The sequence below is a fragment of the Chloroflexota bacterium genome (assembly GCA_020850535.1).
Classification (GTDB): Bacteria; Chloroflexota; UBA6077; order UBA6077; family JACCZL01; genus JADZEM01.
On sequence record JADZEM010000143.1, the window covers coordinates 25,410 to 38,363 of the forward strand.

Annotated in this window: 12 protein-coding genes; 4 read left to right on the forward strand and 8 right to left on the reverse strand. The window is 69.9% G+C overall.

Annotation, left to right across the window (positions count from 1 at the left end):
- Positions 1 to 38: 38 nt before the first annotated feature.
- Positions 39 to 212, reverse strand: coding sequence for a hypothetical protein (locus tag IT306_21490; protein MCC7371002.1), 174 nt, complete (start codon positions 210 to 212; stop codon positions 39 to 41).
- A 1-nt stretch (position 213) separates the two neighbouring features.
- A complete protein-coding gene (locus IT306_21495) occupies positions 214 to 948 on the reverse strand; it encodes an alpha/beta fold hydrolase (GenBank protein ID MCC7371003.1) in 735 nt (244 codons plus the stop codon).
- Positions 949 to 1,069: 121 nt separating this feature from the next.
- Between IT306_21495 and IT306_21500 the strand changes: the two genes are divergently transcribed.
- The 4 genes from IT306_21500 (at position 1,070) to IT306_21515 (ending at position 6,854) form a co-directional block, all read left to right on the forward strand.
- A complete protein-coding gene (locus IT306_21500; protein ID MCC7371004.1) occupies positions 1,070 to 3,346 on the forward strand; it encodes an arylsulfatase in 2,277 nt (758 codons plus the stop codon).
- Positions 3,347 to 3,747: 401 nt separating this feature from the next.
- Complete coding sequence (locus IT306_21505) at positions 3,748 to 4,587, forward strand: transketolase (protein ID MCC7371005.1); 840 nt, start codon at positions 3,748 to 3,750, stop codon at positions 4,585 to 4,587.
- A 2-nt stretch (positions 4,588 to 4,589) separates the two neighbouring features.
- Positions 4,590 to 5,555 (forward strand): transketolase family protein, encoded by a 966-nt coding sequence (locus tag IT306_21510; GenBank protein MCC7371006.1) that lies wholly within the window; start codon positions 4,590 to 4,592, stop codon positions 5,553 to 5,555.
- A 714-nt stretch (positions 5,556 to 6,269) separates the two neighbouring features.
- A complete protein-coding gene (locus IT306_21515; GenBank protein ID MCC7371007.1) occupies positions 6,270 to 6,854 on the forward strand; it encodes a nitroreductase in 585 nt (194 codons plus the stop codon).
- A 6-nt stretch (positions 6,855 to 6,860) separates the two neighbouring features.
- Here IT306_21515 and IT306_21520 read toward each other — a convergent pair whose 3' ends face one another.
- The 6 genes from IT306_21520 to IT306_21545 form a co-directional block, all read right to left on the reverse strand.
- Positions 6,861 to 7,751: a PhzF family phenazine biosynthesis protein gene (locus IT306_21520; protein ID MCC7371008.1), complete on the reverse strand. Its 891-nt coding sequence runs from the start codon at positions 7,749 to 7,751 to the stop codon at positions 6,861 to 6,863.
- Between the two features lie 58 nt (positions 7,752 to 7,809).
- On the reverse strand, positions 7,810 to 8,616 hold the full coding sequence (locus tag IT306_21525; GenBank protein MCC7371009.1) for an SDR family oxidoreductase: 807 nt from the start codon (positions 8,614 to 8,616) through the stop codon (positions 7,810 to 7,812).
- 84 nt (positions 8,617 to 8,700) lie between these two features.
- Positions 8,701 to 10,095: an Asp-tRNA(Asn)/Glu-tRNA(Gln) amidotransferase subunit GatA gene (gene gatA / locus IT306_21530; protein MCC7371010.1), complete on the reverse strand. Its 1,395-nt coding sequence runs from the start codon at positions 10,093 to 10,095 to the stop codon at positions 8,701 to 8,703.
- Positions 10,096 to 10,171: 76 nt separating this feature from the next.
- Complete coding sequence (locus IT306_21535; GenBank protein MCC7371011.1) at positions 10,172 to 10,339, reverse strand: hypothetical protein; 168 nt, start codon at positions 10,337 to 10,339, stop codon at positions 10,172 to 10,174.
- Positions 10,340 to 10,488: 149 nt separating this feature from the next.
- Positions 10,489 to 12,048: a DHA2 family efflux MFS transporter permease subunit gene (locus IT306_21540; GenBank protein ID MCC7371012.1), complete on the reverse strand. Its 1,560-nt coding sequence runs from the start codon at positions 12,046 to 12,048 to the stop codon at positions 10,489 to 10,491.
- A 67-nt stretch (positions 12,049 to 12,115) separates the two neighbouring features.
- The gene (locus IT306_21545) at positions 12,116 to 12,814 is read right to left on the reverse strand and encodes an HlyD family efflux transporter periplasmic adaptor subunit (protein MCC7371013.1); all 699 of its coding nucleotides are present in this window, start codon (positions 12,812 to 12,814) and stop codon (positions 12,116 to 12,118) included.
- Positions 12,815 to 12,954: the final 140 nt, after the last annotated feature.

The window sequence follows — 12,954 nt, forward strand, 5'->3', positions numbered from 1 at the left end:
TACCCCGGGCGCAGCAGCCGTGCAGGCCGCGTGGAGGGTCAGGGGGCGGCCGGGGCCTCCCAGCAGGCGCGCAGGTTGCAGATCGTGCAGAGCAGCTCCTGGGTGGGCGCGGGTGGCGGGGAGGCTGCATCGGCCGGCGTGGCGGCGGTTGTGGCCGTCGCCGGTGTCACGTCGGGCGTATCCACGGAGGCAGTGCGCTCGATGCCTTCCATCTCAGCGACCGCCCGGCGTGTGCGCGCGAAGGAACTGACGCATCGTCTCGGTGGCCTCGGCGACGACCTCCGGCTCACGCCAGCGCTCGACGCGCTCGATGCCCGGCGCCAGCCGCGCGATCTCCTCGGAGATGCCCTTCGGATGGGCGCGGTCGTTGCCGTCCAGCAGGAGCAGCGGGGTGGCGATGCCGGGCAGGAACTCCCGTGAGACGCTGAACACGAAACCGGGATCGAACAGGCTGTGCCCGAACGCGGCGACCTGCTCCATCGTCAGCGGGTGGCCGTTGGCGATCAGGTTCTCGCCCCAGGGGGTCCAGGTCGCCTCGCCGAACGCGCCGGGGTTGGTCTCGTCCAGGCCGATGGGCTGCATCAGCACGCCGGCCACGATGCGCGTCGGCGCTTGCTCGACCAGTTGGAGGATGAACGACCCGCCGATGCAGCAGCCGGCCACCAGCGCCCGCTCGATCCCGAGGGCGTCGAGCACGGCCAGCTGGTCGGAGGCGTACATCTCCCAGCCGTCTCGGTCGACCAGCGGCCCGCGCGACTGGCCGGCGTTGCGCTGATCCATCGCGATGACCTGGAACTCGTCCGAAAAGGCGGCAATCGGGTTGAGCGGCATGCGGTGCCAGAACGGGATGGCCGAGTTGAGGCCGCCCGGGGCCAGCAGCAGGAGCGGAAAGCCGCGGCCCGTGACCTCGTAGTAGATCGTCGCTCCGTCGCGCTCGATGGTCGGCATGGCCGGCTCGTCTCCCTGGGTGCGGATACGGCAGGGTAGACGGTGCGGGCGGGCGGAGACAATCGTCTACCATCCTTGCGTCCGCGGCGTCGAGGACTGACGGCCGCACAGGGGGGAGCGCGTGAGCGCCAGTGAGCCAGCGTTCGGCGGTGTCATCGGCCGTGATTACCGAGAGTCGACGCCCTGGTGGCCCGAGCCGACAGCGGCTGCCGCCGGCGCGCCGAACGTCGTGTTCGTGGTGTTGGACGACGTCGGGTTCGCCGACCTCGGCTGCTACGGCTCGGAGATCCAGACGCCGAACATCGACCGGCTGGCCGCCGGGGGGCTGAGGTACGCCAACTTCCACACCACGGCGATGTGCTCGCCCACGCGGGCCTGCCTGCTCACGGGGCGCAACGCCCACAGCGTCGGGATGGGGATCATCGCCGAGTGGTCCACGGGCTTCCCGGCCTACCGTGGGCGCGTCACCCGACATGCCGCCAACCTCGCCGAGGTGCTGCGCGACCAGGGATACAACACGTTTGCCGTGGGCAAGTGGCACCTGATGCCGATGGACGAGGCGACGGCGGCCGGGCCGTTCGGCGACTGGCCGCTGAACCGGGGCTTCGACCGCTGGTACGGCTTCCACGGGGCGCTGGCGGACTCCTGGCACCCGGAGCTGTTCGAGGACAACCACGCCATCGACGCCCCAAGCGGTGAGGGCTACCACCTCTCCGAGGATCTGGTGGCCCAGGCCGGCCGCATGCTCCGCGATCAGCAGGCCGTTGCGCCCGAGCGGCCGTTCTTCCTGTACCTGGGGTTCGGGGCGGCGCACTGGCCCCACCACGTGCCAGAACCGTTCGTCGAGAAGTATCGCGGCCAGTACGCGCGCGGCTGGGACGTGATCCGCGAGGAGCGGCTGGCCCGACAGAAGGCGCTCGGGATCGTGCCGCCCGATACGGCGCTCGCGCCGCGCAACGCCGATGTGCGGCCCTGGGACAGCCTGTCCGAGGACGAGCGGCGACTGTTCGCCCGCATGCAGGAGGTCTACGCCGGCTTCGTCGAGCACACCGATGCCCAGGTCGGCGCGCTGGTCGGCCACCTGGAGCGGCTGGGCGTCCTCGACAACACGCTCGTGGTGCTGCTCTCGGACAACGGCTCCAGCCCCGAGGGCGGCGCGGTCGGCGCGGTCAACGCCCGCAAGCATCTCCAGTACGAGCCGGAGACGCTCCAGGATGGGCTGGCGGCCATCGACGCGCTCGGCAGCGACCGCACCTACGGGCACTATCCGACCGGCTGGGCGCAGGCCAGCAACACGCCACTCAAATGGTACAAGAAGGACGTCCACGCGGGCGGGGTGCGCGATCCGCTGATCGTCCACTGGCCGGCCCGCATCGGCGAGGGGCAGGGCGGCGGGATTCGCGGGCAGTTCCACCACGTCGTGGACCTGATGCCGACCGTCCTGGAGCTGATCGGCGTGGACGTGCCGGCCACGTTCAACGGTCGAGCGCAACTGCCGATGCACGGGCAGAGCCTGGCCTACACGTTCGACCAAAAGGACGCGCCAACGCGCAAGTCCAGCCAGTACTTCGAGCTGCTGGGCGACCGCGGCATCTGGCACGACGGCTGGAAGGCGGTGGCGAAGCACGAGCGCGGCCAGCGCTTCGAGGATGACCGCTGGGAGCTGTACCACCTCGCCCGCGACTTCTCGGAGAGCAACGATCTGGCCGAGGCTGAGCCTGCGCGGCTGCGCCAGATGATCGAGCGGTGGTGGTCCGAGGCGGGTGCGTACGGCGCGCTGCCGCTGGACGACCGCGAGTACGAGCGGCTGGCCGAGAGCGTGGCGGCGCGGGCGCGCCAGACGACCGTCTTCTACCCTGGCATGGCGCGGGTGGACCGGTTCAGCGCGCCGGACATCACCGACCGCTCGCACACGATCGCCGCCGAGGTGACGATCCCCGCAGGCGGCATGACAGCCAGTGGCGCAGCCGTCGAAGGCGTGTTGCTGGCGTCCGGGGCGCGTTTCGGCGGCTACGTGCTCTACGTCCAGGGCGGCCATCTGGTCTACGAGTACGCCTTTTCCGAGCGCGAGCGCTTCGCCGTGCGCGCCGAGATCCCCGTCCCGACCGGCGACGTGACCCTCTCCTACGTCTTCCGCCGGACGGGTCGGCGGCAGGGGGTTGGCACGCTGCTGGTGAACGGGCAGCCGTGCGGCTCGGTGACCCTTCCGAAGACCTGGCCGGTGGTGGCGGTGACGGCCGGCGTGCTGTGCGGTCGGGATGGGGGCTCGGCGGTCAGCGACGCTTACGCGCTGCCGTTCGCGTTCACGGGGACGCTGCACCGCGTGACGGTCACCCTCGACGCGGACGGCGCCCCGGACCCGCAGATCGCCTACCGCGCCGCCATGTCCGAGGAGTGACCGTCAGATCCAGCAGGCCCGTGCGAACCGCGCCCACGAAGAACAGCAACTGGCCGACATCACGACATTCGTCGGACTGTAGACCGCTTCGAGCCTGGCCTTGTGCCGGGCCGTACGGACTGCCGTGGTCCTCACGATGCTGTTCGTGCTGACGGCATCGACAGTTGTCGCCAACGCTAGTCCCCCCGAATCAGCGCGCGCCTACGTGATGCTGAAATAGCAGGCGCGGCTGCCGCCACTTGGGGGGCGCTGCGCTCTGTGCTATACATGGACACGCCAACTGGACCATGCGATGCGGCGACGAGCGGCCTCGGGCATCGTCGCCGCTCGCCTCGGCCAATTGTTATGCCCAGACTGGGCCACGCCGTCGTGGTCGGGCGGCTGACCAACGAGGAGTTTCGATGCCAGAGACACGTGATGAGCTCATCAAGCGCCTGGAGGGGCAGGCGAACAAGATTCGCCGCAACATCTGGCGGGCATTGAAGGCAGGCGGCACCGGCCACGCCGGTGGCTCGCTCTCCGCTACCGACATGCTCAGCGCCCTCTACTTCTACAAGATGAACGTCCGCCCGGCCGAGCCGGACTGGGCCGACCGTGACCGCTTCATTCTCTCGAAGGGCCATGCCAACGCCGGCCTCGGCGCGACCCTCGAACTGGCTGGTATCGTGGATGAGGGCTACTGCGACCGCTTCTACATGATGGACGACGGCCGCCCGCCCTTCGGCATGCACCCCGACATCAAAGTGCCCGGCATCGAGATGAGCACCGGCGGCCTCGGCCACGGCCTCTCGATTGGCGTCGGGATGGCGCTCGGCGCGCGCATCAAGGGCCAGGCCTTTCATACCTTCGTGATGATCGGCGACGGCGAGCTGCACGAGGGCTCCAACTGGGAAGCCGCGATGGCTGGCGCCAAGTACCGGCTCACCAACCTCACCGCCCTCATCGACTTCAACAAGATCTCCCAGAGCGCCCACGTGGCCGAGGTGATGGGCCTGGAGCCGCTCGCCGACAAGTGGCGCTCGTTCGGCTGGGAAGTCCGCGAGATCGACGGCCACAACATGACGGAGATCGTCGATACGCTCGATGCGCTGCCGTTCAGCGGCAACAAGCCCAACTGCGTGATCATGCACACGATCAAGGGCAAGGGCGCGAGCTTCGCCGAGGACACCCACCTCTGGCACCAGAACGCGGTCAACCAGGAGATCTACGACAAGGCGATTGCCGAGCTGGAGACGGTCTGATTATGGCAGCAGACGCACTTACCACCGACTGGTACAAGAAGTCCGCGAGCCAGACGCGTCTCGCCTTCGGTCAGGCGTTGCTGACGCTCGGGGCGCTCGACCCGGACGTGGTCATCCTCTCGGCGGACACCCAGGATCTGCTCGGCGTCCGCGAGTACATCGAGCTGTACCCTGACCGCTTCATCGAGTGCGGCATCGCGGAGCAGGACAAGGTCGGTATCGCGGCCGGGCTGGCGACGGTCGGCCTCAAGCCGTACGTCTGCGGCTACGCGCCGTTCGTGACTGCCCGTGCCCTCGAGCAGGTCCGCAACGACGTCGCCTACGCCCACCAGAACGTCGTCATCGGCGCGGCCGCCAGCGGCATCTCGCTCGGCGTCTCCGGCGGCACCCACCACGCCGTCGAAGACCTGGCGACCATGCGGAGCCTTGCCGGCATGACCGTCATCGTCCCCGCCGACGTCCACGAGGCGTACAAGGCGACCCTCGCCGCTCACGAGATGGAGGGGCCGGTCTACATCCGCCTCGGCGGCCGGACGCCCGAGCCGGACATCACCGACCCCGACGCGCCGTTCACCCTGGGCAAGGCCACCGAGCTGCGCTCCGGCAACGACGTGGCGATCATCGCCTGTGGGTCGCTGGTCGAGATGGCCGTCAAGGCGTCGGACGCGCTCAAGGCCGAGGGCATCAACGCCCGCGTACTGAACATGACCACCATCAAGCCGCTCGACACCGAGGCGATCCTCAAGGCCGCCGAGGAGTGCAAGGGCATCGTGACGGCCGAGGAGCACCACGTCACCGGCGGGCTCGGCGGCGCGGTGGCCGAGTTCCTGGCCGAGAACCACCCCACCAGGATGCGGATCGTGGGCCTGGGCGACACGTTCGCGGTGATCGGCCCCACGCCGGCCCTGCGGGCGCGCTACGGGATGAGCGCGGACAACATCGCGGCCAAGGCGAAGGAGCTGCTGTAGCCTTCGGGCACTTCGAGCAGTTGCACAACGCCCCCGCTCCCGTGCACGGGAGCGGGGGCGTCTTTTGTCTCGCCAACCCACCATCCGCCAGCCTACGCAGGCCGTCCAGCGCCCCGATCATCGGCCCGCCGCCCCCCCAGGGCGATTGCATGTTCGCTGGTGTTCCCGAAGCGCGACGAGGCGCGCAGTCGGGGGTTGAAACCCCCGCCTACAGTCATTCCGTCGCTGCGCGACGGCCGTGGGGAACGGCAGGCACTGGTGCGACTGGAGCGTCGCGCAGCGACTGCAGGATGGTAGGCGGGGCTTTCAAGCCCCGACGCGGCGGCACGACGCAGGGCGATCGCATGTTCATTGGTGTCCCCGAAGCATCATGGAACGGGCGGTCGGGGACTGAAGTCCCCGCCTACAGTCACGCCGTCGCTGCGCGACGGACGCAGGGAACGGCAAGCACTGGTGAGACTGGAGCGTCGCGCAGCGACTGCAGGATCGTAGGCGGGGCTTTCAAGCCCCGACGCGGCGGCACGACACACCCAACATGCGATTGCCCTGCCGGCTCCCCCCGAATTTCGCACGCGGAGTGCCGTCGCACAGTATCATCTTAGCCCGTACTAAGAGTGTAGCTGCCGACGACAGCCGAACGGCGCGTCTCCTGTGGGGGCAGAACCCCGTCAGACGGCCGCCCGCCAGCCGGCGAGAACGTGAGGATGACCCTGCATGGATGTGCTCGAAGCGATCCGGACCCGACGGACCGTCGGCAAGATGCGGCAGGACGTGCCGCCGCGCGCCCTGATCGAGGAGATCATCGAGGCCGCCACCTGGGCGCCGAACCACCGCCTCAACGAGCCGTGGCAATTCCATGTCGTGGCTGGCGAGGCGCGCCGACGCTTCGGCGAGATCATGGCCGCCGACGCCTGCGAGGCCAACGGTGAGCTGAGCCCGGAGAAGGCCCAGGGGCTGATCGACTCGCAGATGAAGAAGGCGCTGCGCTCGCCAGTGGTCATCGCCGTCTCGTGCGACCCCCCCAGCGGCCCGAAGATCGACCCCGTCGAGGATGTCTGCGCCGTCGCCTGCGGCATCCAGAACCTGCTGCTCGCCGCCCACGCCCGGGGACTGGCGACCAAGTGGAGCAGCGGCCAGCCGTGCTATTCGGCCAGCCTGAAGCGCTTCTTCGGCCTGACGCCCGAGCACCAGATCCTGGGGTACATCTACCTCGGCTACCCGGACGAGGAGACCAAGCCGGCCGCGCGCACGTCGCACCACGAGAAGACGTCCTGGATGGGCTGGCCCACCGAAGGCTGACGGCCGTCAGGCCAGCAGCGCGCCCTCGGCCACCAGCACCACGCCGCCGCCGACGGTCACCCGCGTTAGCGCGCCGCTCGTGACCGTCAGCCCGACGCCGATCTGGCTCGGGCGCAGCATCTCGTAGCCCTGCTCCAGCAGCAGGCGGCCGGGGCTGGCCAGTCCGTGCCGCAACAGGTAGCCGCCGGCCGGCCCGCTGGCGCTGCCGGTGGCCGGGTCTTCGCGCACGTCCGCCCCGAGCGCCAGGCTGAACATGCGGGCGTGCGCGGCGGCCTCGGGGGACTCGCCGCCCGTGCAGAAGGCGTAGACGGCCGGGTGCTCGCGCCCGGCAAAGTAGCGGACCAGGGGATCGGCCACGCCGCGCGCCCGCCGCACCGCGTCTAGGGAGCGCAGCCGCACGTACAGGAACGGGTTGCCCGACGAGCCGATCTCGGCCGGCGTCTCCAGCGCCAGATCCTCAGTCGTGAGGCCGAGCAGGCCAGCCAGGGCGGTCGGATCGGCGTTCGGGGGCGGGCTGAACGTCGGGACGTGCTGCTCCATCTCGGCCTCGCCGGTGACGCCGTCGCCGGGGTCGGCCTCGACGCCGAGCGTCCCGATCTTCAGCTCAAGGCGCAGGCTGCGCTTGCCGTTGGCCCGCGCCAGCACGAAGGCTGTCCCCACCACCGGGTGCCCGGCGAACGGCAGCTCGCGGCCGGGCGTGAAGATGCGGACCTTCGCGTCCGCCGTCGGATCGGCCGGCGGCAGCACGAAGGTCGTCTCCGAGAAGTTCATCTCGCGCGCAATCGCCTGCATCTCGTCGTCGGACAGGCCCTCGGCCTCCGGGAAGACCGCGAGCTGATTGCCGCCGAAGCGGGTCCGCGTGAAGACGTCGACGTGGATCAGGCGATACTGGCGCATGCGTGCTCCCGGCGCTGGGTTCTGGGTTCTCGGGGGGCATTCTCCCCGAACCCAGAGCCTACTTCTTCAGACGAGCGGACACCGACGGCGGCAGCGGCGAGTCCACCTGCGGCGAGCGCAACTGCGCCAGCATACCGCCGTCCACCGGCACGGTGATGCCCGTCACGTAGGAGGCATCGTCGGAGACCAGCCAGGAGACGGCTCCAGCGATGTCGTCGGGGTAGCCGACGCGCCCCAGCGGCACCGTCGCGCCGCGCCGGGCCAGCCCCTCGGGACTGGCGTCATGATCCTCGGTGTGGATCGCGCCGGGCTGCACCACGTTCACGCGGATGCCGAACGCCGCCAGGTCAATCGCCATCGTGCGGGTCATCGCCTCCATGCCGCCCTTGGTGGCGTCGTAGGCCGCCATGTAGCGGTGCGAGCGCGTCCCCGCGAACGAGCTGATATTGACGATGGCGCCCTTCTTGCCCTGATCCACCATGATGTTGGCGGCGCGGTGGCAGTGCAGGTAGATGCTGGTCAGGTTGGTCCGGATGACGGTGTCCCAGTGGTCGGGCGTCATCTCGAGGATGTGCGAGATCGGGCTGGCCCACCCCGCGTTGTTGACGACGATGTCCACCGTGCCCCAGGTCTCGAGCACCTTCGCGAACATCGCCTCAACCTCATCCTTGATGCCGGCGTCGCAGGGGATCGCCAGCACCTCGCCGCCGGCCGCGCGGATGCTGTCGGCCGTCTTGTTGAGGAGGTCTGCGCCCCGGCTGGTCATGACGACCTTCGCGCCGTCCGCCGAGAGCCGCTTCGCAATGCCCGCGCCAATCCCCCGGCTCGAGCCGGTGACGATGGCGACTTTCCCTTCCAGTCCCATGCTGCCTCCCAGTGTGTGGCGGCGGCCGCAGGCCGCCGCCGGTTCGCGCAGGTTGGTGAGGTGAATGTGCGTGCCCTGTTTGGGCTAGACCGCCGGCCGCTCCTTGTGCCAGCCGGCCCGCTGCTCGTAGACGTGGGCCAGCCGCAGCAACGTGGCTTCCTCGAACGGCCGCCCCACCAGTTGCAGCCCGATGGGCAGCCCGTTCCGCGAGAAGCCGCACGGCACCGAGATGGCCGGCAGGCCCAGGATGTTGAACAACTGGGTAAAGCCGAGCAGCTGCCCGCGCGCCACCGGCCCCCGTGACTCCGGAATCGTCGGCGCGACGATGGCCGTCGTCGGGGTGGCGATCACGTCCACCGTCTCGAACACGGTCCGGAAGCGCTCCATCAGCGCCCGCCGCGCCTGCTGGCCGCGCAGGTACTGCGTCGCCGTCAGCCGTTCGCCCTGGCTCAGCCGCTCCAGCACGTCCGCGCCGTAGTCTGCGCGGCGGGTCTTCAGCCAGCGCTCGTGGATGGCCGCTGCCTCCGAGTAGAGGATGCCGAAGACCGCCCCCGCGCGGTACTCCACGTCTGACACGGACAGCTCGCCGATGCTCACGCCCTGCCCCTCGAGGCTCCCGAGCGCTGACCGGACGGCAGCGGCGACCTCTGGCTGGACGTTCTCGCCCAGGTACTCTTGCAGCAGCCCGATCCGCAGGCCGCTGACCCGGTCGTCCAGGGCGGTGGTCAGATCGGGCATCACGCGGGTGGCCGAGGCCGGGTCCGCCGCATCGTAGCCGATGATGGCGTTCATGACGATGGCCGCGTCCTCGACGGTCCGGGTCAGCGGGCCGCAGTGGTCGAGCGACCACGACAGCGGCAGCACGCCGGCCCTGCTGACCAGGCCGTAGGTCGGCTTGACGCCGACGATGCCGCACAGGGCCGCCGGCAGGCGGATCGAGCCGCCCGTGTCCGAGCCCATCGAGGCGTACCCGATGCCGGCCGCCACCGCCGCTGCCGAGCCGCCGCTCGACCCTCCCGTGATCCGCTCCGAGTTCCAGGGGTTGCGGGCTGGCCCGAAGTGCGGGTTCTCGTTCGTCGCACCGAACGCGAACTCGTGCAGGTTGTTCTTGCCGATGAGGACTGCGCCGGCCTGCCGCAGCCGCCGCGTGACGGTCGCGTCGGCCGTTGGGGTCCAGTCCTTGAGGATCTTCGAGCCGCCCGTGGTCGCGATGCCGGATGTCTGATACAGGTCTTTGAGGCTGATGGGGACGCCGTGCAACGGTCCGAGGTAGTGCCCGGACTGCAGCGACCGCTCGGCGGCCTGCGCCTGTTCGAGCGCAGCCTCGTGGGTGATGGTGATAAAGGCGTTCAGCGAGCCGTCAAGCGCGTCAGCACGAGCCAGCGCAGCCCTGGTCAGCTCGACGGGCGAGATCTCCCGTCGCCTCAAGCGCTCGCCAACCCCTCGGATGGTCAGGAAGTGCAGCGACTCGTCAGCCACGCGCCCGGTCTCCTTCGTACCCGGTCCGCCCGGCGGGCCGCTGGGGCCTCCGCGTCAGGCGGCCACGCTCGCTCAGTCAGTCCCAGTGGAACTCCGAGGCCGGCTCCACGACGACGCGCCCGCGCTCGTCGGCCAGCCCGAGACCGTCCAGCGCGTCGATGGCTTCGCCGATGGCGGCCATCGCAGGGTCAAGCTCACGGTCCTGGGCGGATGGTGGCCGCGCGGACGGCGACGACGGCGTCATAGTGATCGCTCCCGGAAAGGTCTCGACGTGGGACGATACCACGGACGTGCGGGTAGCTGGCAGGGACATGCGACAGGGGCGCGCCCGATGGCCGCAGTGCAGGATTCTGTGGGGCGCCCGCGACAGGGTGCTGGCAGGGACGTGCGCCGTCAGTGCTGTTGCTGGCGTCGGCGCGGCAGCAGCAGCACCGGCGCCAGCGTCAGCAGGCACAGGCCGGCGTAGACCAGGAAGCAGTCGTCGTAGGCGCGGACGCTGGCGACCAGCTTCGTGCGGTCGTTCAGGTAGCCGAGCGCCATCAGCGAGGCGTTGCCGGCCGAGACGCCCTGCTCCAGCAGGCGCACCATCATCGAGCTGAGCGTGCTGGCGACGGCTGTCGCGTCTGCCGTGACCGTCTGCACGAGGGTCGCCTGGTGGTGCTGCTGACGGGTCAGCAGCAGGCTCGCCGCCGAGGCCGCGCCGAACGCCCCGGCGATCTGCCGCATGACGGTGGCTAAGACCGTCGCGCGGCTCATCCTCGGCCCGGCGATGCGGTCCATCGCCACGGTCATCAGCGGCAGCATCATCATGCCCTGAGTCGCGCCGCGCAGCGCCAGGATGCCAGCAATCATCCAGTCGGGCGTGTCCGGGTCCAGCCGTGAGAGGAGCCAGTACGCCAGCGCCAGCCCGAACAGGCCGGGGATCGCCAGCGGCTTCGGCCCGAGCCGGTCCAGCAGCCGCCCGGCGATCGGCATCATGATCGCCGTGGCGATGGCTTCGGGGGCCATCAGCAGGCCCGTGGCGAACGGCGTCAGGCCGCGCGTGTTCTGCAAGAACAGCGGCAGCAGCAACTGTGACCCGAACATCATCACCATCAGCAGGCAGACGACGACGTTCGAGATCAGGTAGGTGCGGTCGGCCAGCACGCCGAGGTCGAGCAGGGGCTGGCGGTCCGTCAGCTCGATGATCACCCAGCAGCCAATCGCCGCCACCGCGACGAGCCACAGCGCGATCAGGTGCGGCGCGAACCAGCCATCGGCGGGCGCGCGGGAGAGCGCCGCCAGCGCCGCCGAGAAGCCGATGCCGCCCAGCAGGAACCCGAGCCAGTCGAAGCGGGCCTCGTGCTTGCGGGGCGTTTCGTGGAGAATCGCCATGCTGTACATAATGGCGGCGATGCCGACGGGCATCCCCAGCAGGAAGATCGGCCGCCACCCGACGCTGTCCACGAGGTAGCCGCCGAGGACCGGGCCGGTCATCGGGGCCACCAGCACCGGCAGCCCGAACATGCCCATCACCGCGCCGCGCTCGCGGGCCGGGGCCGTCTGAAAGATGATCGCCATGCCGAGCGGCATGATCAGCGCCCCGCCGATGCCCTGCAGCACGCGGAAGAGGATCAGCACGTCGATGCTGGGGGCGAGGCCGCACATGGCCGTGAACAGCGTGAACAGCGCCACCGACCCGATGTAGGCTCGCTTGGTCCCGAAACGGTCCGTCAAGAACCCGGTGGCCGGCATGAAGACGGCCAGGGCCAGCATGTAGGTGGTGAGCACGAGCTGGCCCTGATCGACGGTCGCCTGGAAGACCTGGATAATGCGCGGCAGGGCCACGTTGACGATGGTCTGGTTGAGCACCACCACGAAGGTGCCGAGCACCACGGCGATCAACGCCTGCCAGTGGTAGGCGAGGCTGATGCGGAAGAGGGGCCGGCGCTCGGCCTGCGCGACGGCTGCCATCAGTTGACCTCACCGCGCAGCGGAGGGGGCCGGGGGGTGAGGGCCTCCGTCGCGGTGAGGGAAACCTTTACGGCTGCCACGGCACGCCGCCGCCCGGCTCGCGGACCTTGATCCGGACCGTTGCCGAGGTGCCCAGCGGCAGCGTTGCGCCGGCCGCGTTCACCTGAATCTTGACCGGCACCAGTTGCGTGACCTTCACGAAGTTGCCGGAGGCGTTCTGGCTCGGGAGCAGCGAGAAGCTGGCGGCGCTGGCCGGCGTGATCGCCATCACACGGCCGTCGAAGTGGTAGCCGAGCGCGTCCACGAACACTTCGACGGGCTGGCCGGGCTGAAGCCGCGCGAGCTTCGTCTCCTCGATGTTTGCCCGGATCCAGACGCGGGTAGGATCGACAATCGAGTAGATCGGCTGGCCAGCCGAGACGGTCCCACCGACATGGCTCAGGCGGGCCACCACCACGCCCGTGAACGGCGCGCGGACGGCGGCCAGCCGGTCGCCGGCGGCGGCGTCTTCCAGCACGCGGGTGCCGCCCATCGGCATGCCCACTTCCTGCGGGATCCGGACGATGGCCATCTCCTGGCCGGCCTGGACCGACTGCCCGACCTCGGCGTGCGCCGCGACGATGCGCCCGGCGTTGAGCGATCCGACCTGGATCAGGTCGCCGGTGACCTGGGCGTTGTCGGTGACCACGAAGTAGGTGGACTCGTACCAGAAGTGGTAGCCGATGGCGGTGGCGGCCGTCCCGACCACCAGCAGCACGGCCAGCACCCCGATGAGGCGGATCAGGCCCGGCCGGCGGCGTCTGGGCGGCGCTTCCTCGAAGGTGACAGACGAACGGACAGCCGGCGCAGCAGCAGCAGATGGCGCCGGCGCTGCGACGGCCGGCGGGGCGGCCTGCTGCCTGTCGG

What these genes read in the sequence shown, in the direction of transcription:
- IT306_21540 (MCC7371012.1), bottom strand. Translation starts at nt 12,048, where the DNA reads ATGGCAGCCGTCGCGCAGGCCGAGCGCCGGCCCCTCTTCCGCATCAGC.
- IT306_21505 (MCC7371005.1), top strand. Translation starts at nt 3,748, where the DNA reads ATGCCAGAGACACGTGATGAGCTCATCAAGCGCCTGGAGGGGCAGGCG.
- IT306_21525 (MCC7371009.1), bottom strand. Translation starts at nt 8,616, where the DNA reads ATGGGACTGGAAGGGAAAGTCGCCATCGTCACCGGCTCGAGCCGGGGG.
- IT306_21490 (MCC7371002.1), bottom strand. Translation starts at nt 212, where the DNA reads ATGGAAGGCATCGAGCGCACTGCCTCCGTGGATACGCCCGACGTGACA.
- IT306_21520 (MCC7371008.1), bottom strand. Translation starts at nt 7,751, where the DNA reads ATGCGCCAGTATCGCCTGATCCACGTCGACGTCTTCACGCGGACCCGC.
- IT306_21495 (MCC7371003.1), bottom strand. Translation starts at nt 948, where the DNA reads ATGCCGACCATCGAGCGCGACGGAGCGACGATCTACTACGAGGTCACG.
- IT306_21535 (MCC7371011.1), bottom strand. Translation starts at nt 10,339, where the DNA reads ATGACGCCGTCGTCGCCGTCCGCGCGGCCACCATCCGCCCAGGACCGT.
- IT306_21515 (MCC7371007.1), top strand. Translation starts at nt 6,270, where the DNA reads ATGGATGTGCTCGAAGCGATCCGGACCCGACGGACCGTCGGCAAGATG.
- IT306_21510 (MCC7371006.1), top strand. Translation starts at nt 4,590, where the DNA reads ATGGCAGCAGACGCACTTACCACCGACTGGTACAAGAAGTCCGCGAGC.